Raw genomic sequence first — 26,883 nt, 5'->3', positions numbered from 1 at the left:
AGGACATAGCAAATCTCGAAGAATCTCAACGGGCGAGTTTTCGAACCCAGAGAATTCTCCAGTTGACATACCTTTCTCAGGCCTACGAGCGAGCAGATGTGGGTATCGAATTGGACGAGCTTCTAGCTCGTTCTGAGCTTGAATTGTTTCAAAGCCAGACAGTGGGGGTTTGGCTTAAAGCTGTTGCGAGTTGCCCTTCTTGGAAGGTGTCGTTAGCCGGGGGTATCTCAGACTCAAGACTCGCCCAAGATATATGTCAAACGCCATGCAATTCGCGTGCACGTGTGGCAATTGCATCTATTGGCCAATGGAAGAGATCACGTTCTTCCGACTGGAATAGAAATGTCCAGAACAAGGATATGTATTCGAGAATCACGAATGCCCTTACGAAGTGCGGGCGAAACAATTCTTAAATTTCATATGAACGCCTGCCTAATTCTCCTATTGCAGTTGATGATTGCAATATCGCTAGTTGGATATGGGGCAAAGGCCATCGCTCAATTGTCGCCGAATATTCCAGTCAAAAGTGACATCTCAGCAGGGGGATTTGATACAACCCCAGATCTTCGAATATCACTCGCTGCGACTGGCCGTTCGGTAATGTATGAGCCGATTCCCGTAGTTCTCAGCTTAGAAAACCGATCAGCGCACACGATAACACTTCAATCCATTGATATTAAAGCACTAGCTCCGCTCAGCCGGATTTATGAACGCCCTTGTCTCAATGGAAAATTTGATTCAATGTCGATCGAAGCGGGGGCGACTCATGCAATTAGTTGCGAATTGCTGCCTGCAGCTAATTCTTCATATGCGTTTCTCATTGACAGAGAGACTGACTTTCGCCTCTCTATAACTTATAAAATCGCAGCACGATCAGCAGTAAGTCATACACTCCTCCCCATAAAGATTGGAAGGCCTGAAACGCATGTAATTTGGGGCGCGGCCGCTGGCGTTGCACTATTGTCAGTGTTTCTTTCCATAAACGGCCAACAGACCCGAAAAGCAAGACAACCAAAGCCAACAGGTGATTACTGCTGGGGTATTCGAATTCTTTGTGGCGCGGCACACTGGATATGTCGACTATCTGTCGGAGCCATTGGCGGAGCGATAACTGCCTGCATGTTGCTAGTATTCGCACAGAGCACCAAGGGCGTAGTGGCCCCTGTCGCCATTTCCGTCAATGACTTCTGGGGTGGGCTTGCAATCGGGTTCTTCAGCATCCCAATTTCTCGTTGGCTTTCGCGAAAACTACAGGCTAGTAACGTAGTTGAGGCGACTACTACGAAAGATTCATGAACTAACTCCGGCCTCGCTGTCACGCGCCACTCCTTCACCAGGAAACTCGCCTAGCCTATTAAGTTGGCAGTATTCAAAAAAGCCAGCCAACCTCGACGTGCCGACAAAGCCGGCTCCTAAAATGTCAGTTTTCCCAAATTGAGTAGGCGTGAGTGTCGTGAAGTCCTTGATTCGTTCGCAGTGGGTGCCCGGGCGCCGGCGCTTTGTTGGTTTGGCCGGTGCTGCTGTGGCCCTGGGTGGAGGCTTGGGTTCGTTGGGCGCTTTGGCGCAGGCGGAGTTGCGCGGGGCGGGCGCCACGTTCCCGGCCAAGCTGTACCTGCGCTGGGGGCGGCAATATGCGCAGTCCGGTGGCCAGGTGGTGAACTACAAGCCGACGGGCTCGGGGGATGGCGTTCGGCAGGCCATCGCACGCAGTGTTGACTTTGCCTGCATTGACACGCCGCTGTCGGTGCAAGAGTTGAGCGAGCGCCGTTTGGTGCAGATCCCGACCTGTGTGGGCGGCTTGGTGCCGGTGGTGCAGGGCTTTGAGAACCAGAAGCTGAAGCTGACCGGCGAACTGCTGGCGGACATCATGTTGGGCGCCATCGAGCGCTGGAACGATCCGCGCATTGCGGCGGTGAACAAGAACCTGCCCCTGCCCAGCCGCCGCATCGTGCGGGTGGTGCGCAGCGACAAGTCCGGCAGCACCGAGAGCGTGACCCGCTACCTGGCCCAGCAGTCGCCCCGCTTTGCCAAAGACGTGGGCATCGGCGCGCTGCCCAAGTGGCCGGGCGAGGTGGTGGCGGCAGCAGGCACGGATGGCATTGCCCAGGCGGTGAAGACAACGCCTGGCGCGATTGGCTTCGTCAGCTCAGACCGAGTGGATGCCGATGGCTTGGCCGGCGTGCAGCTGCGCAATCGCGATGGCCAGTTTGTGTCGGCCTCCGAGGCGGGTTTCCGCGCCGCCGTGCTGAACAGCGAGCTGGCGCGCAGCGGGCAGGACACCGCCAGCTTGCTAGACATGCCCGGCGCCGACGCCTGGCCGCTGACCCAGACCACCTTTGTGCTGCTGGATGCCTTGCCGGCCACCGCCGCCAGCGTCGAGCCGGCGCTGAAGTTTTGGTACTGGTGTTTCAGCCGCGGCGATAACCTGACCAAGGGCACCGGCTTCGCGCCGCTGCCCACCTCGATGCAGACCAAGCTGGCCGGGCGCTTTGCCCAGGTGCGGCCGCAAAGCGGCGATCTGCCGCGTTATCAGCTGCTGTAAATCTAGGCGCTGTTGGCTTGGCAGGCTGAGCCAGCGGTGCAGGCCCAGCGCCGATGCGGCATGATGCAAGCTGCCGCTTTGCATTGATCAGGTTCAGCCCTTGAAGCCCTCACCCCTACGCCAGCTGCTCGCCCAGCGCGCCGCAGGCACTGGAGCTGCCACGCCCCCGGAGCAGGCCCAAGCCCGCGCCCTGATCGCCGCCATTGATGCCGGCGGCATTCCCCTGCATCCCGCCAAGGTGAATCAGATTGCGCGGGACCTGGGCCTGGAGGTCTCGCGGGAGGCGCCGGTGGAGGCCACCATTGCGCGCATCCGCGAGCTGCTGCTGCGGGCCTGACCATGATCAGGCCGCAGCCGGCGGCTAGGCCTTCTTGCAGAACCAGCTCGCTCTTGCGCTTACTTGGCGGCCTTGGCTCGCCCGTACTTCGCCGTGAAGCTGGCCTTGCCCAGCGCATTGGCGTTGATCATGTAGCCGGCCAGGGCGGCGGTAGCGTCGGCGGGGATCTCGAGCTTGTCGGTCTTCAGCGCGTGCACGGTGAAGATGTAGCGGTGCGGCTTGTCGCCTTGCGGCGGGCATACGCCGCCCCAGCCGGCCACGCCGTAGTCGATGCGCACATGGCTGGCACCCTTGGGCAAGTTGGCGCCGCCCACGGCACCGGCGTCGGGCGCGAGTGCGTTCACATCGGCCGGCAGATTGATGACGGACCAATGCCACCAGCCGGAGCCGGTGGGGGCGTCGGGGTCATACACCGTCACGGCGAAGGACTTGGTGCCCGCCGGCGCGCCACGCCATTGCAGGGCGGGGGATTTGTTCTCGCCACTACAGCCGAAGCCATTGAACTCGAGCTTGGCATCCATCAGGCTGCCCGGCTTGATGTCGGGGCTGCTGAGCTGGAAGCCAGCGGCGTGAACGAGCGAAGCGGCGCCGAGCAGGGCGCTAGCGATCAAGACTTGTTGTTTCATGGCGGATAGATGATGAAAAAGCGGAAGTGGATTAACTGAGCCCGGACACAAGGCCCGGTAGGGGCTTGTGCCTGGCGAGGGCCCATTGCCGATACAAGCCAATGGACCGAGACGCTATGGTCGCCGCCCCAAGCCCAATCCGCTAGCCCGCAGACTTCATTTGCTGTGCGTCACACCGCGAGCCGTGGCACGCAGCAAGCAGGGCTCAAGGCCGCAAATGCGAGGGCGCGAAGCCGAAGCGTTCGCGGAAAGCGGCCGAGAAGCGGCTGTGGGAGTCGTAGCCGCAGCGAGCCGCCACCTCGGACACTTGCAGCTCCGGGTCTTGCAACAAAGCCATGGCGGTCTCCAGCCTGACTTCGCGCATGCACTGACTGAAGGAGGCTGACTCTTCCGCCAAGCGGCGCTGCAGGCTGCTGGCACTCAGATGAAACGCCTGGGCCACTTCCGCCAAGGTCCAGGGCGCTTGCGGCCTCTGGGCCACCAGGCGGCGCACCCGCTCGGCCCAGCTCAACTCGCCGCCGGGCGCAAAGACCAGGCCGCGCTCTGCCAGCAACAGCAAGACTTCAAAGGCGCGGTGCTCACGGAGTGCCGCAGACACCGAAGGCGCCAAAGACTCGACGGCGGCCTCGCCCTGCAGAGCTTTGAAGGCATGGCCGAAGGTCGCGGCAAATCCTTCATCGGCCTCGGCACCGGCGCAGCCCTGCAGCGCGGGCGTGGCCGCGAACTGGCCGAAGCGCTGATGAAAGCGCGCCACCAGGGCGGGGGCGAAATTGATGATGCGTGCCTCGTAACGGCCACCGGCGGGCGGCTCGTTGAGCATGTCCCACTGGGTCAGGCGGGGGATCAGAAAGACCCGGCCTGCAGCGAACTGGATCTCGCCCGCCGGCGCCATCAAGCGCTTGCGGCCCGCCATCACCCAGCCCACCAGATCGTCACGCACCGTGGCCGTGCGCACCTGATGGCGCACAGCGCTGGAGATGGTTTGGGCGGTGGCTTCGCTGAAAACTGACATAGCGGGGTGGCTGGCGCGTCGGGCGATGGCGCGTGGGGATGGGGAATCTGACAAGGCGGGGCACAGGCAGGCCGCATTGTCACTCGCCACTTCGCGCAGCACTGGGCCAAGGGCTTCGGCGGGCGGTCTCAAGGCTTGGGCGGACCAGCGACGCTTGGGCGGCGCCGCCTGCAAGGCGCTGAAATCTCTTATCGCCAGTTGATTTGAATCAACTTATACGGTTGACTAACTTTCTACTTCACCGCGATGATGATGCATCGCAGCAAATTGAGAGCCGTGCGCGCCATGCTTACTCACAGCCAACTTGCCCCTGCCACTGCTGAAACCTCGTCGCGCGGCGATGTCGCGCGCGACAAGATGCTGCGCGCCGCGCTGGACGTGTTCGGTGAACACGGCTTTGCAGCCGCCACGACGCGCATGGTGGCACAAGCCGCCAATATGAATCTGGGGGCCATCCCCTATTACTTCGGCTCCAAGGAAGAGATGTACACGCAGGCGGCCAAGTTCCTGGCCGCGCATATCGAGCAACACCAGGCCGAGCCCCTGCTGGCCTTGCGCCAGGGCACGGCGGCGCCGCATTGCAGCCGCGCCGACTTGATCGAGCACGCGGTGCAGTTCATGCTGAGCCAGGCGCGCATGCTCTTGTCGGGCCAAGTCAAAGCCAGCTGGGTGCAGTTCTTCTTGCGTGCCCAAGCAGAAAATAACGCGGCATTTGAGCGCATCTTCGCCCACACCATCGAGCCGGTGCAAGCCACCTTGACGGAAGTGGTGGGCCGCATCACCGGCTGCACGCCGGACTCGGTCGAGACGCGCACCCTGACCTTTTTGATCTTCCACCAAGTGATGAGCTTGCGCCTGGCCGACACGGTCTTGCTGCGCCGGCTGAACTGGCAAGCCATCAACCCACAGCGGCTGGAAACGCTGCTGAACATCATGGGCCAGGCGCTGCGCGCGCAGCTCAGCGCCTATTCACCTTGCAGCGACGCCACACCATGAACACCAAACGTATCAGCTGGGCCGTCGGCGCCCTGGCCTTGGCCGCCGCGGCGGGCTGGGCCACATGGCTCAATATGCACCGCGACCGCACGCCCGAAGGCCTGATGCGCGCCAATGGCCGCCTGGAAGTGGAGCGCATCGAGATCGCCGCCAAATATCCCGGCCGGGTGATTGATTTGCCGGTCAAGGAAGGCGACCGTGTCGAAGCCGGCGCCTTGATCGCACGGCAAGACAGCAGCGAGCTGTTGGCGCAATTGGATGCCATCAACGCCGCCCGCCAACGCGCCACGCAAGCCATGGCCCGCGCCAGCGCGGAGACCGATGTGCGCAAGGCCCAGGCACGCATCGCCCAAATGGAGCTGGGCCATACCCAGACCCTGCGCCAGGATGCCCTGGTGTCCAGCGCCGAGGTGGAACGCCGCGAAGCCCAGCGCGATGGTGAACGCGCCGGTGTGCAAGTGGCCACCGCCGCCATCGGCGAAGCCACCGCCGCCCGCGCCGAGGCTGACGCGCAAATCAAGCGCATCAAGGTGGCGATTGAGGACATGAGCTTGCGCGCGCCGGTGGCCGGCCGCATCGAGTACCGCGTGGTCGAGCCCGGTTCGGTGATCCCCTCGGGTGGCCGGGTGGCCACGCTGCTCAACACCAGCGATGTCTATATGACCGTGTTCCTGCCCACTGCCATTGCCGGCAAGCTGCAAGTGGGCGACGAGGCACGCATCGTGCTGGACGCGGCGCCGCAGTTCGTGGTGCCGGCGCAGGTGTCTTTCGTGGCTGCTGAAGCGCAGTTCACACCCAAGTATGTGGAAACCGCCAGCGAGCGCGAAAAGCTGATGTACCGCGTCAAGCTCAAGGTGCCGGTCGACGTGGCCACCCGCTACGCCAGCTACGTCAAGGCCGGCCTGACCGGCAATGGCTTTGTACGCGCCGACGCCAAGGCCGCCTGGCCGACCGAGCTGACGGTCAAGCTGCCGCAGCCTTGATGCGCTGATGCACCTGCACACACTGCCGCGCCAAGCCGCCATGAACGCCGTCGAAATCACCGGCCTGTCGCACCGCTATGGCGGCAGCGCCGCTGGCGCGCGCGCTTTGCAAGCGGTCAGCCTGAGCCTGCCGGCCGGCCGCACGATTGGGCTGGTGGGGCCGGACGGTGTGGGCAAATCCACCTTGCTGAGCCTGATTGCGGGCGTGAAGACGATTCAGCAAGGGCGCGTGCAGGTGCTGGGCGGCGATGTGGCCGATGCGGCCTTTCGCCAGCAGCTGGCACCGCGCGTGGCCTTCATGCCGCAGGGCCTGGGGCGCAATCTCTACCCCACGCTGTCGGTGGCGGAAAACATCGACTTCTTTGCCCGCCTCTTCGGCCAAGGTGCGGCCGAGCGCGAGGCGCGCAGCCAGCGCCTGCTGCAAGCCACCGGCCTGGCGCCCTTCAGCGACCGGCCGGCTGGCAAGCTCTCGGGCGGCATGAAGCAGAAGCTCGGCCTGTGCTGCTCACTGGTGCATGACCCCGATTTGCTGATCCTGGACGAGCCCACCACCGGCGTGGACCCGCTGTCGCGCCGGCAGTTCTGGAGCCTGGTCGAAGCGCTGCGCCAGGAGCGGCCCGGCATGACCGTCATCGTCGCCACCGCGTACATGGAAGAGGCGGAACGCTTCGATCACCTGGTGGCCATGGACGATGGCCGGGTGCTGGTGTGCGAGCCCACCGAGGCCGTGCTGCGCAAGGCGGGCGTTAGCTCGCTCGAAGCCGCCTACATCGCGCTGCTGCCGCCGGAGAAGCGGGGCAATAGCGAGCCGCTGCTGATTCCGCCGCGCCAGCACAGCGAAGGGCCGCCCGCCATCGAGGCCGACCAGCTCACGCGCCGCTTCGGCGACTTCATTGCCGTCAAGGAGGTGAGCTTTCGCATCGAACGTGGCGAGATCTTTGGCTTTTTGGGCAGCAATGGCTGCGGCAAGACCACAACGATGAAGATGTTGACCGGCTTGCTCGACATCTCCTCCGGCCGCGCCCAGCTGCTGGGCCAGCCCATCAATGCCGGCGATATGCGTACCCGCATGCGGGTGGGCTATATGTCGCAAGCCTTCTCGCTGTATGAAGAACTCAGCGTGCGGCAGAACCTGGAGTTGCATGCCAAGCTCTATCAGCTCGAAGGCGCGGCCGCCCAGCAAGCCATCACCGAAAGCCTGCAGCGCTTTGACTTGAGCGAGCATGCCGACGCCCGGCCGGCCCAGCTGTCGCTGGGCATACGCCAGCGCCTGCAGCTGGCGGCGGCCTGCTTGCACAAGCCCGAGGTGCTGATCCTGGACGAGCCCACCTCGGGCGTGGACCCCGCCGCGCGCGACCTGTTCTGGCGCCAGCTGGTGCGGCTCTCGCGGGTGGATCAGGTCACCATCTTTGTCTCCACCCATTTCATGAACGAAGCGCAGCGCTGCGACCGCATCTCGCTGATGCACCGCGGCACCGTGCTGGCCGTGGGCACGCCGCAGGCGCTGTGCGAGAGCAAGTCCGCCGACACGCTGGAGAACGCCTTCATCGCCTACCTGGAAGCGGCCGATGACACAGTGCAGGCGGCGCGCACGGCGGCCAGCCAGCAGCCCGGCCAGCAAGCCAAGCAACAAGGCGATGGCGCGGCGGCGCCTGCAATCGAAGCACCCGCCGCCGCTGCCACACCACGCGCCGCCCTCGGCCTGTGGGCGCTGTTCCTGCGCTGGTTCGCCGGCACTTGGGCCTTTGCCCGGCGCGAAAGCATGGAGCTGCGGCGCGACCGCATCCGCCTGACCTTCGCCCTGCTGGGCCCCATCATCTTGCTGGTGACGGCGGCGTTGGCAATTTCATTCGACATCGAGCGCGTCGCCTTCGCGGTGCTGGACCACGACCAGAGCTATGACAGCCGGCGCTTCATCGAGCATTTCGAGGGCTCGCGCTACTTTGAACAACATGCGCCGCTGCGTGATGAAGCCGAGATCAACCAGCGCCTCAAGACCAAGGACGTGACGCTGGTGATCGAGATCCCACCCGGCTTCGGGCGCGATTTGATCGGCGGCCGCCAGCCCGAGCTGGGCTTTTTCGTCGACGGCGCCCAGCCTTTCACCGCCGAGAACGTGCGCGGCTATGCGCGCGGCATCGTGCTTGAACATGCGCTGCAATATGTGCGGGGCAAGCCCGGCGTCAGCGCCAGCAGCGTGCCCCAGTTGCCCGCCAGCTTGCAGCCGCGCTTCACCTACAACCAGGAATTCCGCAGCATCTACGCCTTCACGCCGGGGCTGATCATGCTGGCCCTGATCATCATCCCGACCATGCTCACTGCCCTGGGCGTGGTGCGTGAAAAGGAGATGGGCTCCATCATCAACCTCTACGCCTCGCCCGCCAGCGTGGGGCAGTTCCTGGTCGGCAAACAGCTGCCCTATGTGGGCCTGGCCATGCTGAGCTATCTGACCCTGGTGTTCCTCAGCGTGACTCTGCTGGGCGTGCCGCTGAAGGGCAGCTTTATGGCGCTGACCTTGGGCGCGCTGTGCTTTGTGTTCGCGGCCACGGCGCTGGGCTTGTTGGTCTCGGCCTTCTTCAAGTCGCAGGTGGGGGCCACCTTTGCCACGGCCATCATCTGCCTGATTCCGTCCATCAATTTCTCCGGCCTGCTCTACCCGGTGTCCACCCTGACCGGCACGGCGCTGTGGGTGGGCCTGGGCTTCCCTTCATCGTGGTTCCAGCTGATCAGCCTGGGGGCCTTCACCAAGGGCTTGGGCCTCAGCAGCTTTGGGCCCATGTATGCGGCGCTGATCGGCTTTGGCCTGCTGTACTTGCTGACGGCGCGCGCGGCCGTGCGCAAGCAAGAAGCCTGAAGGCTGGAGTCCGATATGAAGCAATGGCTCCTCAACGTCGCCCGCCTGTCGGTGAAAGAACTGCGCAGCCTGTTCGGCGATGTGCCGCTGATGGCCTTGATCATCTTCGCCTTCTCGGTCGCCATCTACAGCACGGCCAAGGGGGTGAAGGCGGAGGTGGCGAATGCCTCGGTGGCGGTGATCGACGGTGACCATTCGGCCCTGTCGCGCCGCCTGCGCGATGCGATTCAGCCGCCTTTCTTCAAGCCACCGGTGGACATCGACCGCAACGAGGTGGACCGGGCGCTGGACCGGGGCGACTACATCTTCATCCTCGACATCCCGCCGCACTTTGAGGCCGATGTACTGGCCGGCCGCGCGCCCGCCATTGCCTTGCAGGTGGACGCCACCGCGATGACGCAAGCCGGCCTGGGCGTGGTCTATCTCAACGAGATCGTGCTGCGCGAGTTGCTGGACTTTTTGCATGCGCGCGGCCTGGAAGCGCAGCTGCCGACGCGCTCGGTCACCCGCGTGCTGTTCAACCCGAATAACCAGGGCCATTGGTTCACCGGCGTGATGCAGATCGTCACCAACGTCACGGTGCTGGCCATCATTCTGGTGGGCGCGGCGGTGATCCGCGAGCGCGAGCACGGCACCATCGAGCATTTGCTGGTGATGCCGGTGCGGCCGAGCGAGATCGCCATGGCCAAGATCGTTGCCAACGGCGGCGTGATCTTGCTGGCGGTGATGTTGTCGCTGTGGTTCGTGGTGCATCTGGTGCTGGCGGTGCCGCTGGCCGAGCCGTTGTTGCAGTCGCTGGGCTTGTTCTTCCTGGGCACGGGCCTCTATCTGTTTGCCGTTACGGCGCTGGGCATCTTGCTGGCCACGCTGGCTTCGTCTATGCCGCAGTTCGGTTTGCTGGCGGCGCCGGTGTATGTGGTGCTTTACCTGCTGTCGGGCGCGGCCACGCCGGTGGAAAGCATGCCGCAGCAGATCCAGAGCCTGGTGCAGTTTTCGCCCACCACCCAGTTCGTGAAATACACGCAAGCCGTCATCTACCGCGGCGCCGGGCTGGAGATTGTGTGGCCGCAGCTGCTGGCCATCGCGGCCGCCGGCGCCTTGTTCTTGTTCATTGCCTTGACGCGTTTTCGATCCATGCTGGCCAAGCAGGGCTAAGCCGCGTTCATCCGCGTTCATTTCAAACCCAGGTTTCGCCATGGCTATCACCAAGCTCACACTCACGCCCCCAGTTGCCCGGCAGCTGATCGCTTTGGCCGCACTTGCAGCGCTCGCTGGCCTAACGGCCTGCACCAGCGTGACGGTGGCGCCGCCTACTGGCGTGGCGGCGCCAGCAGCTTTCGATTCCGTGCCCGCCCCAGCCGCATCTGCTGCTGGGGCTGAGGCCGCAGCCGCCACCGACCTGGCCCGTTGGTGGCTGGTCTTGAATGACCCCACGCTGAACCAGCTGATGGCCACCGGCCTGCAAGCCAATGCCGACATCCGCATCGCGGTGGACCGGGTCAAGGAAGCGCGCGCGCTGCTGACCCAGGCCGAATCGGCCCTGTACCCCACCGTGGTCGCCGGCGCCGGCGTGGGCAAGTCCAACCCCAATCAAAGCCTGCCCCAGCTGGCCTTGCCGGGCGGCATCCCGCTGCCGCTGCCCAGCGCGATGCCGATGACCTCGCTGAGCACGGCCGGCTTTGCAGCGGCCTGGGAGGTCGACATCTTTGGCGCGCGGCGCAGCGACGCCGAGGCCGCCGCTCAAGCCGCCCTGGGCTATCAAGAACGCCAGCATGGCGCGCAGATGCTGCTGGTGTCCGACATTGCCAGCAATTACTTCGAAGCCCGCAGCGTAGAGCGCCGCAGCGCCGTGCTGGCCCGCAGCATCGCCACCGCGCAGCGCCTGCAGCGCTATGCCCAAGGCCGTTTCGATGCCGGCCAAGCCACCCGCGCCGACATCGACCGCGCCCGCAGCCTGGTGGAAGAGCTGGAGTCCCAGCGCCAGCCTCTGGACATGCTGCTGGGCGTGCGCCTGCGCCGGCTGGCCGTGTTGACGGGCCAGGCGCCACAGGCGCTCAGCGGCTTGCCGCCGCAAACAGTGCTGATGCGCATGCCGGCCGAGCTGCCGCCGGTGCTGCCCTCAGAGGTTTTGGAGCGCCGCCCCGATGTGCGCGGCAGCGCCAATCTCGTGCGCGCACAGGCCGCCAAGCTGGGCAGCGCCAAGGCCGAGCTTTTCCCCAAATTCACCATCGGCTTTCTGGCGCAAAGCGGTCATATCGACATCTCCGGCCTGCCCAAGTCCAGCGGCAGCGGCAGCGCCTGGGGCCTGGGCGTGACCCTGCCAGTTTTTGAAGCCGGCCGCATCCGCGCCAATATCGCCGCGCAAGACGCCCGGCTTGACGCCGCCGCCGCGCAGTACGAGCAAGCGGTGTTGAGCGCGCTGGAAGATGTGGAGAACGCCTACAGCGCCGTTCGCGCGCTGGACTCACGCACCACGCTACTAGCCCAGTCCACCCGCAGTGCCCAAGACGGCGCCGCCCACGCCGGCAGCCTCTTCGAAGCCGGCCGCGGCGTGCTGCAAACCGTGCTCGAAGCGCAGCTCAAAGCCCTGCAAAGCGAAGACGCGCTGATCCAAACCCAGACAGCCCAAGCCGTCACCACGGTGCAGCTCTACAAAGCCATCGGCGGCGGCTGGACGCCGGGCCAGCCCTGAGGGGCACAGCAGTGGGCAAGGCGGCTGCACTCGCAGCGCGCCACGCCTTGCCCCACGGCCGCCAGCGCTTGATCAGCCTTATCGGGTGAACACCCAGAAACGCTTGCCCGCTGCATCCAGATCGTTCCCGCCAGTCTGAACGACGCCCACATGGCGATCGGCCGTGCTGTGGAACAGCGCCAAGCCATACGCTTGTTGACCGTTGATGAGCGGCAAGTTCAAGGTGCTTCGGACAAGCAGCAAGGCAGGATCCACCAGCGCGTAGTCGCTGGACAAAATGCTGCTCCCCCATTGCCAGCCAGGACCCTTCAGGGCCAGCAGCTCGGTGTCATCGCTCGAGGCCGAAACACTGAGCAGTGTGCCGCCCAGATCGATGCGGCCAGCAAATCGCAGATCTGAGGTTCTCGCGACCACGCCGCTGCTATCGAACACCAGGGTCTGGCTCGCGTTCAGCCCAATAGGGGCGTAGGCATAGTAATCACCGTGATAAGGCCAGTCGCCTGATCCCAATACCGTGGACGCATTGGCCGGGTCCAACTTGAGATAGGTGATCTTGGACGGCGAGAGACCCGACGAAACGGTGAACGCTGTGTTGAGCTTGTCGGCGAACAGGCCGTATTGCTGCTGGCCCCAGAAAGTACCCGCAGCGTAACTCACCGAGAAGGGCAAAATCGCGCCGGTGCGGGCGTTGATCAAGCCCGGTGTGCCGCTCCATTGGTCGCCGCCAAACACCAAGGCTTCGCCCGAGTTCAGCAACAGTGCCTCGCTGCGGATGCTGAGGATATTGGTCGAGCGAATGCGATTGCCGCTAGCAACATCAAACAGGTCCACCACCGTCCCGTAAAGCACCAAGGCCAATTTGCCATCCGGGCTGAGGCTCAAATTCGTGGGTGCTGCCAGCAGCGGGACCGAGCGAATCAGGCCGGTAAACGGATTGACGAAACTCAGCACATTGGGCGCAGCACTGATCGTCACCAGCTGATCCAAGCCCTGGCTGTAGCGCACCTTCACCGGCTTGAAGCCCAGCTCGGTGGTGTTGGCCGCAGTCGCGAGCACACGCAGATTAACGCTGGCCGTGCTGCGCAAGACGCCATCGCTGACCACCACCGAAGCCATGTAATTGCCGGGCTGATCAGGCGTGAACGAGAGTTGAGCCGCGCTGGCGTTGGGAATGGTGGCGCTTGAGCCGGCCGGGACTGAGTCCAAGGTCCAGACGTAGGTCAAGGCCTTGTTCTGCGGGCTGTAGCTGAAGCCAGCATTGGCCGTTGCGACGCTGCCCAGAAGGGTGGTCCAGCTATTGTGGTCATACACGATCACCGGTGGCGCGTCGCCAACCCTGACCGTGACTTGGCGGTCCGAATAGGCACCTTGAGGATCGGTCACACGCAGCGCGATGGTGTAGTCGCCATCGACATCGAAGGTGATGGCGGTGTCGACCGCCGAGCTTGCGCTCAGTCTGGTCGTGCTGCTGGCGGGGGCGTTGGTGAGCGCCCAGCTATAGCTCAAGCTGTCGCCGTCAGCATCAAAACTGGCACCGCCGCGCAAAGTCATCGAGGCACCGCTTTGAACCCTGGCGCTGCCATAGGAGATCGCCGCAAGCGGCGCGGTATTGACGCTGGCATTGGCCTCGGGTGGGCGATTCAAGACATTCAAGGTGTAGATGGACTCGCCCCAGCCACCACGGACGTCTTGCACGCGAACTTTGAGCCGATAGCTGCCGAGCACATCCGGCGTGATTTGATAGCGCGCACCTGCACCGCTGAGTTGCGCACGGCTGCCGCTGGGCTGCTCCAGGATCTGCCAGGCCGTGGTGACGGGGGTGCCATCGCTGACGCGCACCGTTGAGGTATCCAGCGTGAACACCGAACCCAGCGAGGCGCTGACCGGCGCTTGGGTGATAGTGGTGCCGGTGAAACTGCTGTTGACCAAGATATTGGCGGTGGCGGGCGGGGAGTAGCGCACATTGATGGGCAGCACCGACTCGGAATACGCACCGCGCTGGTCTTCCACATGCGCCAGCAGCTTGTACACGCCCAGTTGGTCGGGCCTGAACTGAACGCGCGGATCAGCGCCGGACAATGTTGCGGCGCTGCCATCCGGGCGCTGCAGCACGCTCCAGGTGGTGCGAACACCCCCGCCATCACTGGCGCGCAAAGAAGCCGTGTCGAGGACGAAATTGGTGCCCAAGGTCGTGTCGATCGCCGCTTGCTCCACAGCGACGGCGCTGAAGTTAGGCGCCACGATCATGGTCGATGTGGCGGGCGGTGCGTAGATCACCCGCAAGGTGTACAGGGCGTCAAAAGCATTGCCGGTTGCACCCCGAACACGCGCACGCAGGATGTACTGGCCCATCAAGTCGGGCGTGAACTGGAACTGCGCGCCACTGGCCTGCACCTTGGCCAAGCTGCCCGCCGGCTGCTGCTCAATGGACCAGACGCTTGTCACGGCGCTGCCATCGCTGGCCTTAACTTGGGAGCTGTCCAAGGTGAAAACGCTGCCCAGCGTGGCATCGATGGGGGCGATTTGCGCGGGCGTCGTGGACCCGGTGTAGACCGCCGAGATCACAATATTCGCCACCGGCGGCGCTTCGGTGATCACCAAATCCACCGCCTTGTTGACGCTCAGCCCGCCGGCGCTGGTGACCGTCAGCGTCACCTGATACTTGCCCGGCACATCGGGCGTGAACATGGCCATCTTCGCGCTGCTGCTGTTCAGGGTGGCCTTGCTGCCACTGGGCACTTGGTTGAGCACCCAGCTAAAGCTCTGGACACTTGAAGAGGCCGTGCTGGTGGACGCATCCAAGGTCACCTGGCTATTGACCGCACCGCGCATCGAACCATCGCTGTCGGCATTGACACCGGACGCGTTGATGCGCGCAACCGGCGCATCAAGCGGGGTGACATTTGTATTTGCCGCACCACCACCACCGCCGCCGCAAGCCATCAAAGAAAGGACAAGTGCGAGCGACGCCCAGCGGCGCCCGTTCAGCCAATGCAACATATGAGTTCCCTGAAAGTTCTATGGGCAAAGAGCTTGCTTGACGATCGCAAGGTGCACCACCGCCACCCAGAACTTTGCGATCGAGCCAAGCGCCCAAGATGGGGAGAGCCGCTTTGTTCCAATTTTTCTGCGCGGACTGTAGCAACAAATTCCGGCCCGAAAGCGCAAGTTCTCGGTTGAAAATCACCCCTAAAACAGGGGCTGGCCTAGTCCATTCGCTGGCTGAGGTGCATCTCCTTGGGGCCGGTAGGCCTGAATGTGCTGCGCGACAAAGCACCCCTCGACTGGCAAGCCGTGACGCGCAACGACCTCGGGCCAAAAAGTAGTCGTGGGCTTGCGAGCAAAGGGTTTCGCTTTCGTCTGGGCGTCGCATGAGGTCCGGCTCAAATTCCACGGCCAAGCCTCGCGCGAGTGGCGGGCCAAGATGGCCCAGCCCCATAGCTGGCCGCCGGGCTGCGGCCCGCGTTTAGAAACCTTCCAGCACGATCTTGCCGCGGGCCTTGCCGCTTTCCAGCAAGGCGTGTGCGCGGCGAAGATTGGCGGCATTGATGTGGCCGAAATGTTCGCCCTGTGTGCTGCGCAGCTGGCCGGCGTCAACCAGGCGCGCCACCTCAGTGAGGAGGCGGTGCTGTTCGATTTGATCGGGGGTGTCGAACAGCGAGCGGGTGAACATCAGCTCCCAGTGCAAAGAAACGCTTTTGCGCTTGAGCTTGCTGATGTCGACACTGCCAGGTGCTGGGTCATCGATCAGGCCGAAGCGGCCTTGCGGCGCAATCAGCTCGGCGATTTGGTCGAAGTGCTGGCCGGTCTGCGTCAGGCTGACCACATAGTGCGGCGCTGCCAGGCCGGCGTTCTGCAGCTCCTGCGCCAGCGGCTTGCTATGGTCCAGCACATGGTGAGCGCCCAGGTCCCGCACCCACTGCGCCGTTTCGGGCCGCGAGGCGGTGGCGATGACTTGCAGACCCGTCAGCTGACGCGCCAGCTGGGTCATGATGGAGCCCACACCGCCGGCCGCGCCGATGATGAGCAAGCTCTGACCCCGCGCGGCCGCCTCGCCTTGCGGCACGCCCAGGCGCTGGAACAGCAGCTCCCAGGCGGTGATGGCGGTCAGGGGCAGGGCGGCGGCCTGCGCGTCCGCCAGGGATTGCGGCGCCAAGGCGGCGATGCGCTCATCCACCACATGCAGCTCGGCATTGGCGCCGGCGCGGTGGATGGCGCCTGCATACCAAACCCGGTCGCCCGGCTTGAACAAGCTGACCTGCGCGCCCACGCTGCGCACGATACCCACTGCATCCCAGCCCAAGACCTTCCACTGGCCGGGCTCGGGGCTCACGCCGGCGCGCACCTTGGTGTCCACCGGATTGACGGCAATCGCTTTCACCTCCACCAGCAAATCACGCGGGCCGGGCTCGGGCGCGGGCAGGGTCACATCTTGCAGGGCCAGCGGATCGTTGATGGGCAGGGCTTGTTGGTAGGCAATGGCTTTCATGGATCTGTTTCCTTTTGGGCTTGATTCGTTGAAGTCTTAGTGAGTGGCTTGGCGCAGCAGGCGCGTGTTGAGCAAACTCAGGCCGGCACACTTTCGCGCCAGGCCGGATAGTCGCTATAGCCCTCGGCCGTGCCGCCAAAGAGCTGAGTGGCATTGAAGCCGGCCAAGGGCTGGCCCTGGCGATAGCGCTCGGGCAGGTCCGGGTTGGCGATGAAGGGACGGCCAAAAGCGACGGCATCGGCGAGGCCGCTGGCCACGATGGCTTGGGCGCAGGCGGCGTCATAGCCCCCGGCCACGAGGATGCGGCCCGTGAAGGCGGCGCGCAATTCACGGCGGAAGCTCTCGGGCACTTGCGGCGCGTTGTCCCAATCGGCCTCGGCCAAATGCAGATAGGCCAAGCCCATGGCCGACAGCGCCTTGGCGGCCTGCACGATGGTGGGAATGATGTCCGGGCAGGCCATATTGCGCGCGGTGATGAAGGGGGCCAGACGCACGCCCACGCGCTCGGCCCCCACTTCCTCGGCCACCGCTTGCGCCACCTCCAGCAAGAAGCGCAAGCGCTTGTCACGGCTGCCGCCGTAGGCATCGTCGCGCTGATTGGACGTCGTGCGCAGGAACTGGTCGATCAAATAGCCATTGGCGCCGTGGATCTCCACACCATCAAAGCCGGCACGCAAGGCATTGGCCGCCGCGCGGCGGAAGTCCTGCACGATGCCGGCAATCTCCTCCGTACCCAGCGCACGCGGCAGCGGGCAATCCAGCATGCGGCCCACGCCGTCTTCGCCTACCACCCAGACCTTGGCATCGGCCGCCAGGACCGAGGGTGCCACCGGCGCATGCCCGCCATGAAAACTCTCATGCGACATACGGCCCACATGCCAGAGCTGCAAGAACATGCGCCCGCCACGGGCATGCACCGCATCGGTCACCAGCCGCCAGCCTTGCACCTGGGCTTCGCTGAAGATGCCGGGGGTGAAGCTATAGCCCTGACCTTGGGGCGAGATCTGCGAGGCCTCGCTGATGATGAGGCCGGCGCCGGCACGCTGGGCGTAGTACTCGGCCATCAAGGCATTGGGCACATCGCCAGGCTGATCGCTGCGAGCGCGCGTCATCGGTGCCATCAGCACCCGATGGGGCAAATGCAAGGAACCCAATTGAAGGGGCGAGAACAGCGTGGCTGGCAACATGAGGAAGTCCTTTCTTGAGGTGCGCTAAGGCATGCCGCCAGTGTGCGCAATCATCCCGCCAAGACCCAGGTGGCCCGGGCGGATTCACTTTCAATGAAAATCGAACGATGAGCCGAATTGCTGATCTGGAATTGCTGGCGCGCACCGCCGATTTAGGCAGCCTCACGGCTGCGGCCAAGGCCCTGGACATGTCCCCGGCCGGGGCCAGCGCCGCCATCAAGCGGCTGGAGGCGCAGTGGGGCGTGGCCCTGTTTGTGCGCAGCACCCGCAGCCTGCGCCTCTCGGCCGAGGGCGAGCGCTTGATGCCGCATCTGCGCCAGGCACTGGAAGCCTTGGCGCAGGCCCGGGCGGTGGCCACGGGCGCGCGGCGCAGCACCGTCCTGCAGGGCGAATTGCAGCTGGCCCTGCCCTCGGACCTGGGGCGCAATCTGCTGCAGCCGCATCTAGAAGCGTTTCAGCAGCGCCACCCCAAGCTCGCCTTGCGCCTGCTGCTGTCGGACCGCAACACCGACCTGATGCGCGCGCCGGTAGACATCGCCCTGCGCTACGGCGCGCCCAGCGACTCGGCCCAGGTGGCGCTGCCGCTGGTGCCCGACAACCGGCGCCTGCTGGTGGCCTCGCCGGCCTATATCGCACGCCTGGGCATCCCGGCCTCGCCCGCTGAGCTGAGCCAGCACGAGGCCCTGCGCTTCATGCTGGGCGATGAGCTGCCCAAGACTTGGCGCTTGCAGATCGGCGGCGAATGGCAAGACCTGCCCGTGACGGGCCGCCATTCGGCCAATGATGGCGAGATGGTCAAGCGCTGGGCCTTGGCCGGCATCGGCATTGCGTACAAATCCAAGCTCGACGTCAGCGCCGAGCTGCGCAGCGGACAGCTGGTGCATCTGCACCCCGACTGGCTGGGCGAGCCCTCGCCGCTCTACCTGGTGGTGCCCGGCCGCCGCCAGCTGACGCCTGCCGCGCGCGCCCTGCGCGACTGGCTCTTGCCGCGCCTGAATGGGACTTGAAACCCTTGGCCTAGGCGAGCGAGACCGGCAGTGCCAAGCGCGCCATCAAGTGGGCTCAAGGCTGCGCTAGCTTGATCGAGTCGGCAGGCCGAGTTTGAAAATGCCGACCACGGCAGCCAGTTGCGCGGCCTGCTGCTTCAAGCTCTCGGCGGCGGCGGCGCTCTGCTCCACCATTGCGGCGTTCTGTTGGGTCGAGTGATCCAGTTGCGTCACTGCGGCGCTGACTTGCCCAATCCCTGTGGTCTGCTCAAGCGTCGAGGAACTGATCTCGCCGATCAACACAGACACACGCTTGACCTGCGCCACGATGTCGTCCATCGATGCACCGGCATCGGCCACAAGCTTGGAGCCGTTCTCCACCTTGTCCACGCTGCTGCCGATCAGGGCCTTGATCTCTTTGGCCGCTTCAGCACTGCGCTGCGCCAGGCTGCGCACTTCACTGGCAACGACCGCGAAACCGCGCCCTTGCTCACCGGCACGCGCGGCCTCGACGGCTGCATTCAGAGCCAGGATATTGGTCTGAAAGGCGATGCCGTCGATCACACCAATGATGTCGCCGATCTTGCGGGAGCTGGTGGAAATGTCGTCCATGGTGGCGACGACACGGCTGACCACTTGCCCCCCTCTTTCCGCCGCTGCGCTGGCCGATGTGGCCAGTTGGGTGGCTTGGTGCGCGGTTTCAGCATTTGATTTCACAGCGGCCGTCATCTCCTCCATCGACGCGGCGGTCTCCTGCAGTTTGTTGGCCTGCGCTTCGGTGCGCTGCGACAGGTCTGAATTGCCGCTGGCGATCTGCACCGATCCGCTAGCGATCGAATCGGAAGCATGGCGAACCTGCCCCACCACCCGCGCAAGGCTGGCTTGCATGGCGCCCAAAGACGCCAACACGCTGCCCGCGGGGGCTTGCGCAGCGCCAGGTACAGGGCTCAGGTCGCCCTCGGAGACGCGCCGTGCGGCTTCGCCCAATGCATCCGGTTCGGCACCGAGCAATCTGACGATGCTGCGTGAAATGACCAAAGCCAAGCCGATGCCGCCGGCCAAGGCCAGCACCAGCGCCATCAACATCACGGCGCGGAAGCTATCGGCCTGCGCGATGGCCAGCTTGTTCTTTTCCTGGATACGGCCTTCCTCAAAGTCGATCAGCTTGTTGATGGCCGCCAACCATTGCACATACTGCGGCTTCGCCTGTGACCACACCAGCGCCTGCGCTGCAGCCGCGTCGCCCTTGTCCACCGCCGCGCTGACGGCATTTGTCGTGGCCACCGATTGCTTCTCGATATCCTTGATGGCGCCATACAAGCGGCCAAGTTCGGCGGCATCGCCGGCGCTGCCGATCAGCCTTTCCAAAGGTCCCGCGGAAGCGGCGTAGAAATTGGCGAGTGTGTCGATGGCAGCCACCTCCTTTTGCCGCTCGGCTGGCGTTGCAGCGAGCACCAGATCGCGCGTGGCGATTGAGCGGTCATGGGCTGAGCCACGGAAGTTAATCGCATAGCGCTGAATCGCCGCATGCTCTTCGCTATTGGCCCGCAGCGCCGCCTCGATGGCTTGGACCTTGAACATCGCCAGCACGGTGACGATCACCATGACAAGCAAGATCAGCCCGAAGCCGATGTTCAAGCGCTTGCCCACTGTCATGCTTGAGAAGTCCATGGGATTCCTTGTGTTGGCTCCGAACTGCCTGCTGCACGGCGCTGAGGGCGGCGCTATCGCCTCCTTCATGACCTGCGTGAGCTTTGAGGGCTCGACACTTGATCCGGCTTGGGCGGCGCCTTCAACACCATCAAATCCCTGCCCCAATTCGGCGTCTGTGCGCTGCCGAACCGAGGCCCCTGCGCCGCCTCAGAGGCAAGTGGGCGAAAGAGATCCAACAGCTCGCGGCCCAAGCACTGGTGTCTTGCTGGCATTGAAGAACAAGCAATTGCAGCGCGGGAACAGCCGGTACCGTCGTGAGAGCATCACTGGCGCTGCGGCCTATGTGGGCCATCGCACGGTTTGGCCCCATGGCTCAGCCTAAGGTGGCATGGCACCTTGATCAGGCGAGCGTTTGGTCGGTGCATCGTTCTCTTGGCAAGTCCACCACATCAACTGAGGAAGACACACCATGCAACACCCCAACGACGCCAGTGCACTGCACAAGAAAGCGGCCAGCGATCATGCCGCAGCCGCTAAGCACCACATCAAAGCGGCTGAGAGCCACGACCACAACAAGGCAAGCGACGCCAAGGCCAGCGCCAAGAGCGCAATGGATTGTTGCAACACGGCCCAAAAGACCAGCAAAGCCGCCTGCGACAGTTCGGACATGTGAAGGAAAGGTCGCTCGTCATCAAGGAAGTTCTTGGTGATGCGAGTGGCCGCTCATGCCGGCCTCGAACATTGAGCCGAGGCCGGCTAAGCCCCAGCGGCAAGACTGAGCGGGTGTTCAAGTGAGCCCATCGGGCGCATAGATTTGAATGGTGTTTCGGCCAGCCTTTTTCGCCTTATACATAGCGATATCGGCACAGTTAACAATATCGTCCGGGCGAGCATCATTATTGACAAACATGGCGATGCCAATACTGACCGTACAACGATGAGTGACGGTCGTGGCGGCGAGGCCCTGATGTTGAACGTCCAATTGATAGGGCAGCGCCAAGGCCAGGCGGATTTTTTCCGCCACATTCCTGGCTTGCATCGTTGAGTCAATCTTGTCGGCAACAAGTTCATTGATCAAAACTGCAAATTCGTCACCGCCAAAGCGAGCGACGGTGTCGACCGCGCGTACGCAGTGTTTGATCCGATTTGCGACCTCAACCAGCAATAAATCTCCGACCTCATGGCCTTCGGAATCGTTCAACTGCTTAAGATTATCTAAGTCCAGAAACATCAAGGCGCCGTAATGGTGACTGCGCTGACTAGCTGCAATAGCTTGCTTCAAGCGATCGTTGAAAAGCCTTCGATTTGGCAGTTGGGTGAGTGGATCGTGATGCGCTAAATGGTTGATGATTTCGTCAGCTTGTTTGCGTTCGGTCACATCAATGCCAAGTTCCAGAACCAGATTCTCACCTTCATCATCCACAAAAGGATAATCAAAAATCTGATAGGTTCTTCCTTCGTGCGGCCTATTTGCCTCCCAGAGTTCTGGTTTGTGGGTTTCGAATACACGAAAAGTTGGACAGATTTCGCAAGGCTTATCGCGTTGCCACATCAGCTGGTAGCAAGGCCTGCCGTTCGGACTGCCAAAGCGCTCGCGGAACAGTCGGTTGGCGAAGCGAACTGAGTAATCTTTGGCCTGTAAATAGACGTAGACCGGCAGTTCTTCGAGGATGGCATAGAGTTGGCGGCGCTCGCGCTGAATCTTCGCCTCGGCTTCTTTGCGCTCGTGGATATCAAGACAATGGCCGACATAACCGAGGAATTCGCCGCTGCCGTCGTAGCGCGGCTTGCCTTCATCAATAATCCAGCGATAGGCACCGTCATGGCGACGCAAGCGATACTCCATCGTGAATGCTTCACGGCGCTCGAATGCTGCTATATAAGTATCTAGACAGCTTTGAAAATCATCGGGGTGTAGGCCCTCGGTCCAGCCATTCCCATATTCTTGCGCCTCGGTCCGGCCGGTGAAGTTCAACCAGGGCTGATTGAAGTAGAAACAAGCCTTGTCCACGCCAGCCATCCAGATCAGGGCTCGGCCGTTGTCGGCTACCGCGCGGTAGGCCTCCTTCTGCCGCATCAGCGCATCTTCAGCCACTTTCCGTTCGGTTATGTCGGTGACATAGACCAAACGACGCTTTTGACCGTCGCTTCCCAGCACACACGCCGAATTCGTCAATACCTGCCGAATGGCGCCATCCTTGCGAACGACTTGCCACTCACCGCCCAGCGTACCCCCATCTATTAAAAACTTTTGGTGCAGGCTCAAGACCTTTTGCTGTTGATCGACAGGAAAAACTAGCGTGAGGCTATTTCCAAGTAACTCTTCTTCCGAGTAGCCGTAAATCGCGCAGTAACTCGGATTGACGACCTCGAAGCGGCCGCTGATATCAAAGACCGCGATACCGATGGGCGCATCACGCAGAATTTGATCGGCTTGAATCGCGTAGGTCGCACTTAATGGGAGCATTTGTCGATTCCTTTGCTTCACCACCGCACTTCGCTAATGAAGGCGGTCCCCCGAGGCCTTGATCTGAAATAAGAGCAAAGCTCAGCGATTCAGCCCAGCCATTCCTGTACAAGGGTACTCCAAAGCAGACGCTGACGACCCGTAATAGGACCAATTGAGGGCTGGTAGACAGCGGCACCCGAGGTCTCGGATTGGCGGGCGGGGCAATGCCACCTTGAGTCGAGGGACGAGCCACCTCTTCAACAAACTCACGCTGGCCGCCACCTGGGAATATGAGATCGCAGCACCGGAAAAGCGCTGTGTCGCATCAGAGTGCTAGCCCGACATGCCGAGTCGGTTCACGGCATGTTGCCCCAGTGACAAACCCATGCGGCGCGAAATTGACAGCTTGGCCGGGCGCAATAGCGCAATAGACGCTCCAGCCCTGCGCGGTCAGCGGGGGCAAAGCAGACAACTGCACGAAGCGACAAGTCGCTGTGCTGCTAAGCCTGCATTCCGTGCCGCCAGAGTCGCGGCAGCGCTGAGTATCATGTCCCGATGATGCCGTGCCGTTCATTGCTGCTGCTGATGTGCCTGAGCGTTTGGGCGCAGCACAGCAGCGCTGCGGAGCCGGTGCTGCGCGCCTGTGGCCACCCGGCCGCGCCACCGATGAGTTGGGATCAGGACGGCCAGCTGACCGGCGTTTGTGTGGCCGCAGCGCGGCGGGCATTTGCGGCGGTGGGGCTGACACTGCAGGTGGAACCGCCTACGCCATGGGCGCGCTGCCTGCGAATGGTCGAGACCGGTGAGGTCGACGTCAATCTATGCGGATTTTCGAACGACAAGCGACTTGAGCACGCGGTGATGGTGGAGCCTCCGGTCGGCCACAACGAAGCGGTGCTCATCGTGCGCCGCGACAGCGCGCTGGTCTACAAATCCTGGTCCGACCTGAATGGGTTACGCATCGGCATGGGGCGCGGGGTCAGTTTCGGGGAAGAGTTCGACGCCTATCTGGCTCAACATACCCAGTTCGATATTGCACTCAGCGAAGCACACAATCTGCAGAAGCTTTTGTTGGGCAGACTAGACGCCGTGGTCACCGCACGGCACGCGGGCCAGCAACAGATTCGCGCCATAGGCTGCGAAGCACAACTGCGCATGCTGCCCGGTAAAGTGGTGGACGGCCCGCTGTTCATGCAGATCTCCAAGCACTCCAAGCACCTGGGCGTGTTGCCACAATTGACGGCCTTCCTGAAACAGCCGGCCCAGATCGAGTGGGTGCAGGGCCAGCAGACCCGCTTTGAGACGATGTACGCCCAACTGCATCCGCCGATGCAGCCCAAACTTTGCGGCCGCTGAGGCCCTGGTGGCAACAGCCAGCGCCAGGCTGAAGCAGACGATCTACACGCTACCCACCGGCAGCGCCGTGCGGCTCAAGACATGCTGCAGCACAAAGCTGGAATGCACGCCGGTGACGCCCTGAATGCGCGTCAGCTTGCCCAGCAGCAGGCTTTGGAAGTGGTCCATATCGCGCACCACCACTTTGAGCTGATAGTCGGCCGCTTGGCCGGTGATCAACAAACACTCCAGCACCTCGGGCAGCACCTGCACCGAGGCCTCGAAATTGGCAAAGCGCTCGGGCGTGTGCACATCCATCGAGATGTGCACCAGCGCCATCAAGCTCAGGCCTAGCTTCTTGGCGTCCAGCAGGGCGCGATAGCCTTGAATCAAGCCACTCTCCTCCAGCGCGCGCACACGCCGCAAGCAGGGTGAGGGCGAGAGGCCGACACGGTCGGCCAGGTCCTGGTTGTTGATACGGCCTTCTTGCTGTAGAACATCGAGAATCTGCCGGTCAATACGATCTAAGTCCATTACTCACGCCTCAGGTTTCACTGCTTGCGCAATTTTCTGCCAAATTTAGTCAAAGCACTGCCATCTTCGCAATTTTCTGCCCGAGCTCGACTCCTACACTGAGTTCATCGCAGCAAACAAAGACCCGCTGCAAGAAACAGCAGCCGCAGCGGCCATCACCGCGCGGAAGGGAGTGGCCACCATCTAACCGGCCAAGCCCCATCTGCAAACCCGCAAGCCCAAGCGCCACAAGCACTTGGGCTTGCGGCTTTTGGGCGCGCCCTTTTTGTTTCCGCGCGCCATGATGCGTCCAAGCCTGAGAGAGGTGACGAGGTGAGCCCAAAAGGCAGCAGCACCGCCATCTAGCGAAAGATCAGGCTCAGGTCAGGTCGGCAATACATCACGTTTTTTCTGAACTTTAGTTTGCTTACTTCAGTTTTTACAGATGTCTTCCTCAGCTTCCGCCTGGGAGCAGATCGGACCTCGCGCCCATAAGCTGCGCAGGCGTCGATCCTGGCGCATTTGCTAAAGAGAAATACTGTGTTCAAGAAGTTGCTTGCGGCTGTGGGTGTGGGTGGTGCGGCAGTCAATACGGTGCTGGACAACCCCAGCCTGCGCCCCGGCGAAACACTCACCGGCAAGGTGTTGATCAAGGGCGGCCAAGTGCCGCAGGCGATCGAGTTTGTCGACCTGGTGCTGATGACCGAGGTGGAGAAAAAAATCAACGGCGAGGAGTACCGAGCGAGTCACGCACTGCAGCGTTACCGCGTGCACGGCCCGCTTCAGCTGGCGGGCGGGCAAGACCTGGCCCTGCCTTTTGCCTTGCTGCTGCCACTGGAAACGCCGGTCAACAATGCGCGGGCCCTGGCCAGCCCGGGCTTCCAGAGCTATCAGCCGCGTGTGCGCGCCGCCGTGTGGGTGCATACCGACCTGGCCATTGCCTCCGCCCGCGATGCCGAAGACCGCGACGGCCTGGACATCCACCCACTGCAGCAGATGCAAGCGCTGATCGGTGCGATGGCGCAGCTGGGCCTGGCCCATGTCAGCAGCGATGTGGAAGCCGGCGTGGCCCGCTTCAACCAGATTCAGAGCAGCCTGGGCTGCTACCAGGAGTTTGAATTCAAGCCGACCCGCGGCGGCTACGGCATCAAGGAGGTGGAGATCACCTGCATCCCGCGCCCCGAAGGCATCCATGTGTTGCTGGAAGTGGACCGCCGCTACCGTGGCGACAGCTACCGCAGCCTCTTGATGGGCGCCGACTGGCAGAACGTCAACTGGCAAGAGCAGCTCCGCCGGGCCTTGGGCTGAGGCGGGACCGAGCAAGCGAAGCTTGTGACGCCCGCCGAAGGACCAGGCGCGCAACAAGCGCCTGGGCTGGGGCAAGGCGGGACCGAGCAAGCAAGGCTTGCGACGCCCGCCAAAGGACCAGGCGCGCGACAAGCGCCTGGGCTGGAGGGCGCGCGCACTGTCTGGGTCAAGGCTGAGTACGGAGGTCAGCGCTTGAAATCGCCCCTCCCCAGCCCCAAGTGCCGAGCCACACGCCTCCGCGCATGAAACCAGGACCCCGCCATGCTGATCACCTGCCCACACTGCCTGACCAAGAACCGCGTTCCGGACGAGCGCGCGACGCAAGACCCGGTTTGCGGCCAATGCGGCCAAGCCCTGCTCAGCGGCGCCGTGCTGGCCTTGGACGAGGCCAACTTCGACCGCGTGGTGACGGGCAGCGAGTTACCGGTGCTGGTGGACTTCTGGGCCCCTTGGTGCGGGCCTTGCCGCAGCATGGCGCCGCAGTTTGAGCTGGCGGCACGCCAGCTCAAAGGTCAGGCCTTGTTCGTCAAGGTCAATAGCGACGAAGCGCAGCGGCTCTCGCAGCGCTACGCCATCCGCAGCATTCCGACCCTGATCCAGCTGCGAGGCGGGCAAGAGGTGCAGCGCATCTCGGGTGCGCTGCAAGCCCGCCAAATCATCGACTGGCTGCGCTGAGCTAACAAGTTAGCGAGGCGAGCGATCGCCTCAGCAGCACATCTTGCCGCGCCCGCCGCCGTAGCGGGCTTGCTGGCGTTCGACGAAGAATTCCTCGAAGCTCATCACTGGCCCATCGGGGTGGGTGGCCTGCATATGCTTGAGGTAGCCGCCGTAGTCCGGCAGGCCCACCATCAAGCGCAGGCTCTGTGCCAGGCCGCGGCCGGCCTGGCTGATTTCGGCGCCCAACTCGGCGCCCAGCTGAAC

23 protein-coding genes are annotated in these 26,883 nt (G+C 63.2%); 14 read left to right on the top strand and 9 right to left on the bottom strand.

Features of this window, described 5'->3' with window-relative positions; all coding sequences use genetic code 11:
* The first annotated feature begins 420 nt into the window (after nucleotides 1-420).
* From AABB87_RS00500 to AABB87_RS00490, 3 genes are all read left to right on the top strand, one after another.
* Nucleotides 421-1,296, top strand: coding sequence for a hypothetical protein (locus AABB87_RS00500; RefSeq protein ID WP_341969135.1), 876 nt, complete (start codon nucleotides 421-423; stop codon nucleotides 1,294-1,296).
* A gap of 157 nt (nucleotides 1,297-1,453) precedes the next feature.
* On the top strand, nucleotides 1,454-2,542 hold the full coding sequence (gene pstS / locus AABB87_RS00495; protein WP_341969134.1) for a phosphate ABC transporter substrate-binding protein PstS: 1,089 nt from the start codon (nucleotides 1,454-1,456) through the stop codon (nucleotides 2,540-2,542).
* A gap of 100 nt (nucleotides 2,543-2,642) precedes the next feature.
* Complete coding sequence (locus tag AABB87_RS00490) at nucleotides 2,643-2,879, top strand: hypothetical protein (protein WP_341969133.1); 237 nt, start codon at nucleotides 2,643-2,645, stop codon at nucleotides 2,877-2,879.
* A 59-nt stretch (nucleotides 2,880-2,938) separates the two neighbouring features.
* On the opposite strand, the gene AABB87_RS00485 is transcribed toward AABB87_RS00490, so the two are convergent.
* Both AABB87_RS00485 and AABB87_RS00480 read right to left on the bottom strand, forming a co-directional pair.
* Nucleotides 2,939-3,505, bottom strand: coding sequence for a YbhB/YbcL family Raf kinase inhibitor-like protein (locus AABB87_RS00485; protein ID WP_341969132.1), 567 nt, complete (start codon nucleotides 3,503-3,505; stop codon nucleotides 2,939-2,941).
* Nucleotides 3,506-3,710: 205 nt separating this feature from the next.
* Nucleotides 3,711-4,517 carry a helix-turn-helix transcriptional regulator gene (locus AABB87_RS00480; RefSeq protein WP_341969130.1) on the bottom strand — a complete coding sequence of 269 codons (807 nt, stop codon included), beginning with the start codon at nucleotides 4,515-4,517 and terminating at the stop codon, nucleotides 3,711-3,713.
* A gap of 285 nt (nucleotides 4,518-4,802) precedes the next feature.
* Here AABB87_RS00480 and AABB87_RS00475 point away from each other — a divergent pair, with 285 nt between their 5' ends.
* The 5 genes from AABB87_RS00475 to AABB87_RS00455 are packed head-to-tail and all read left to right on the top strand — an operon-like array spanning nucleotide 4,803 to nucleotide 12,042.
* Complete coding sequence (locus tag AABB87_RS00475) at nucleotides 4,803-5,513, top strand: CerR family C-terminal domain-containing protein (RefSeq protein ID WP_341969129.1); 711 nt, start codon at nucleotides 4,803-4,805, stop codon at nucleotides 5,511-5,513.
* On the top strand, nucleotides 5,510-6,496 hold the full coding sequence (locus tag AABB87_RS00470) for an HlyD family secretion protein (RefSeq protein ID WP_341969128.1): 987 nt from the start codon (nucleotides 5,510-5,512) through the stop codon (nucleotides 6,494-6,496). The genes AABB87_RS00475 and AABB87_RS00470 overlap by 4 nt, the downstream gene beginning before the upstream one ends.
* Nucleotides 6,497-6,503: 7 nt before the next feature.
* Complete coding sequence (gene rbbA / locus AABB87_RS00465) at nucleotides 6,504-9,350, top strand: ribosome-associated ATPase/putative transporter RbbA (RefSeq protein WP_341969127.1); 2,847 nt, start codon at nucleotides 6,504-6,506, stop codon at nucleotides 9,348-9,350.
* A 15-nt stretch (nucleotides 9,351-9,365) separates the two neighbouring features.
* Nucleotides 9,366-10,505: an ABC transporter permease gene (locus AABB87_RS00460; protein WP_058721304.1), complete on the top strand. Its 1,140-nt coding sequence runs from the start codon at nucleotides 9,366-9,368 to the stop codon at nucleotides 10,503-10,505.
* A 40-nt stretch (nucleotides 10,506-10,545) separates the two neighbouring features.
* A complete protein-coding gene (locus AABB87_RS00455; RefSeq protein WP_341969126.1) occupies nucleotides 10,546-12,042 on the top strand; it encodes a TolC family protein in 1,497 nt (498 codons plus the stop codon).
* A 78-nt stretch (nucleotides 12,043-12,120) separates the two neighbouring features.
* On the opposite strand, the gene AABB87_RS00450 is transcribed toward AABB87_RS00455, so the two are convergent.
* Nucleotides 12,121-14,736, bottom strand: coding sequence for a PKD domain-containing protein (locus AABB87_RS00450; RefSeq protein ID WP_341969125.1), 2,616 nt, complete (start codon nucleotides 14,734-14,736; stop codon nucleotides 12,121-12,123).
* Here AABB87_RS00450 and AABB87_RS00445 point away from each other — a divergent pair.
* Nucleotides 14,723-15,046 carry a hypothetical protein gene (locus tag AABB87_RS00445; RefSeq protein ID WP_341969123.1) on the top strand — a complete coding sequence of 108 codons (324 nt, stop codon included), beginning with the start codon at nucleotides 14,723-14,725 and terminating at the stop codon, nucleotides 15,044-15,046. The two genes, AABB87_RS00450 and AABB87_RS00445, sit on opposite strands and share 14 nt — an antisense overlap.
* A gap of 462 nt (nucleotides 15,047-15,508) precedes the next feature.
* On the opposite strand, the gene AABB87_RS00440 is transcribed toward AABB87_RS00445, so the two are convergent.
* Both AABB87_RS00440 and AABB87_RS00435 read right to left on the bottom strand, forming a co-directional pair.
* The gene (locus AABB87_RS00440) at nucleotides 15,509-16,531 is read right to left on the bottom strand and encodes a zinc-binding alcohol dehydrogenase family protein (protein WP_341969121.1); all 1,023 of its coding nucleotides are present in this window, start codon (nucleotides 16,529-16,531) and stop codon (nucleotides 15,509-15,511) included.
* Between the two features lie 77 nt (nucleotides 16,532-16,608).
* Nucleotides 16,609-17,718 carry an alkene reductase gene (locus AABB87_RS00435; RefSeq protein WP_341969120.1) on the bottom strand — a complete coding sequence of 370 codons (1,110 nt, stop codon included), beginning with the start codon at nucleotides 17,716-17,718 and terminating at the stop codon, nucleotides 16,609-16,611.
* Nucleotides 17,719-17,825: 107 nt separating this feature from the next.
* Between AABB87_RS00435 and AABB87_RS00430 the strand changes: the two genes are divergently transcribed.
* Nucleotides 17,826-18,725 carry a LysR family transcriptional regulator gene (locus tag AABB87_RS00430; protein WP_341969118.1) on the top strand — a complete coding sequence of 300 codons (900 nt, stop codon included), beginning with the start codon at nucleotides 17,826-17,828 and terminating at the stop codon, nucleotides 18,723-18,725.
* A 66-nt stretch (nucleotides 18,726-18,791) separates the two neighbouring features.
* On the opposite strand, the gene AABB87_RS00425 is transcribed toward AABB87_RS00430, so the two are convergent.
* Nucleotides 18,792-20,375, bottom strand: a complete 1,584-nt coding sequence (locus tag AABB87_RS00425) for a methyl-accepting chemotaxis protein (protein ID WP_341969117.1) — start codon at nucleotides 20,373-20,375, stop codon at nucleotides 18,792-18,794.
* Between the two features lie 451 nt (nucleotides 20,376-20,826).
* Here AABB87_RS00425 and AABB87_RS00420 point away from each other — a divergent pair, with 451 nt between their 5' ends.
* Nucleotides 20,827-21,030 carry a hypothetical protein gene (locus AABB87_RS00420; protein WP_058721317.1) on the top strand — a complete coding sequence of 68 codons (204 nt, stop codon included), beginning with the start codon at nucleotides 20,827-20,829 and terminating at the stop codon, nucleotides 21,028-21,030.
* A 114-nt stretch (nucleotides 21,031-21,144) separates the two neighbouring features.
* On the opposite strand, the gene AABB87_RS00415 is transcribed toward AABB87_RS00420, so the two are convergent.
* Nucleotides 21,145-22,824: a diguanylate cyclase domain-containing protein gene (locus tag AABB87_RS00415; protein ID WP_341969115.1), complete on the bottom strand. Its 1,680-nt coding sequence runs from the start codon at nucleotides 22,822-22,824 to the stop codon at nucleotides 21,145-21,147.
* A gap of 555 nt (nucleotides 22,825-23,379) precedes the next feature.
* Here AABB87_RS00415 and AABB87_RS00410 point away from each other — a divergent pair.
* A complete protein-coding gene (locus tag AABB87_RS00410; RefSeq protein ID WP_341969114.1) occupies nucleotides 23,380-24,162 on the top strand; it encodes a substrate-binding periplasmic protein in 783 nt (260 codons plus the stop codon).
* Nucleotides 24,163-24,204: 42 nt separating this feature from the next.
* Here AABB87_RS00410 and AABB87_RS00405 read toward each other — a convergent pair whose 3' ends face one another.
* A complete protein-coding gene (locus tag AABB87_RS00405) occupies nucleotides 24,205-24,675 on the bottom strand; it encodes an Lrp/AsnC family transcriptional regulator (protein ID WP_341969113.1) in 471 nt (156 codons plus the stop codon).
* Between the two features lie 519 nt (nucleotides 24,676-25,194).
* Here AABB87_RS00405 and AABB87_RS00400 point away from each other — a divergent pair.
* Together AABB87_RS00400 and trxC are read left to right on the top strand one after the other, a co-directional pair.
* On the top strand, nucleotides 25,195-25,962 hold the full coding sequence (locus tag AABB87_RS00400) for a sporulation protein (RefSeq protein ID WP_341969112.1): 768 nt from the start codon (nucleotides 25,195-25,197) through the stop codon (nucleotides 25,960-25,962).
* A 261-nt stretch (nucleotides 25,963-26,223) separates the two neighbouring features.
* Complete coding sequence (gene trxC / locus AABB87_RS00395) at nucleotides 26,224-26,637, top strand: thioredoxin TrxC (protein ID WP_341969111.1); 414 nt, start codon at nucleotides 26,224-26,226, stop codon at nucleotides 26,635-26,637.
* A gap of 30 nt (nucleotides 26,638-26,667) precedes the next feature.
* On the opposite strand, the gene AABB87_RS00390 is transcribed toward trxC, so the two are convergent.
* A complete protein-coding gene (locus AABB87_RS00390) occupies nucleotides 26,668-26,877 on the bottom strand; it encodes a YbdD/YjiX family protein (RefSeq protein ID WP_341969667.1) in 210 nt (69 codons plus the stop codon).
* Nucleotides 26,878-26,883 lie beyond the last annotated feature (6 nt).

Origin of the sequence: Roseateles sp. PN1 (assembly GCF_038419725.1) — a bacterium.
Lineage (GTDB): Bacteria > Pseudomonadota > Gammaproteobacteria > Burkholderiales > Burkholderiaceae_C > Paucibacter_A.
Note: the sequence above shows the minus strand (reverse complement) of the source record. Positions and strands in the feature narration are given on the sequence as shown.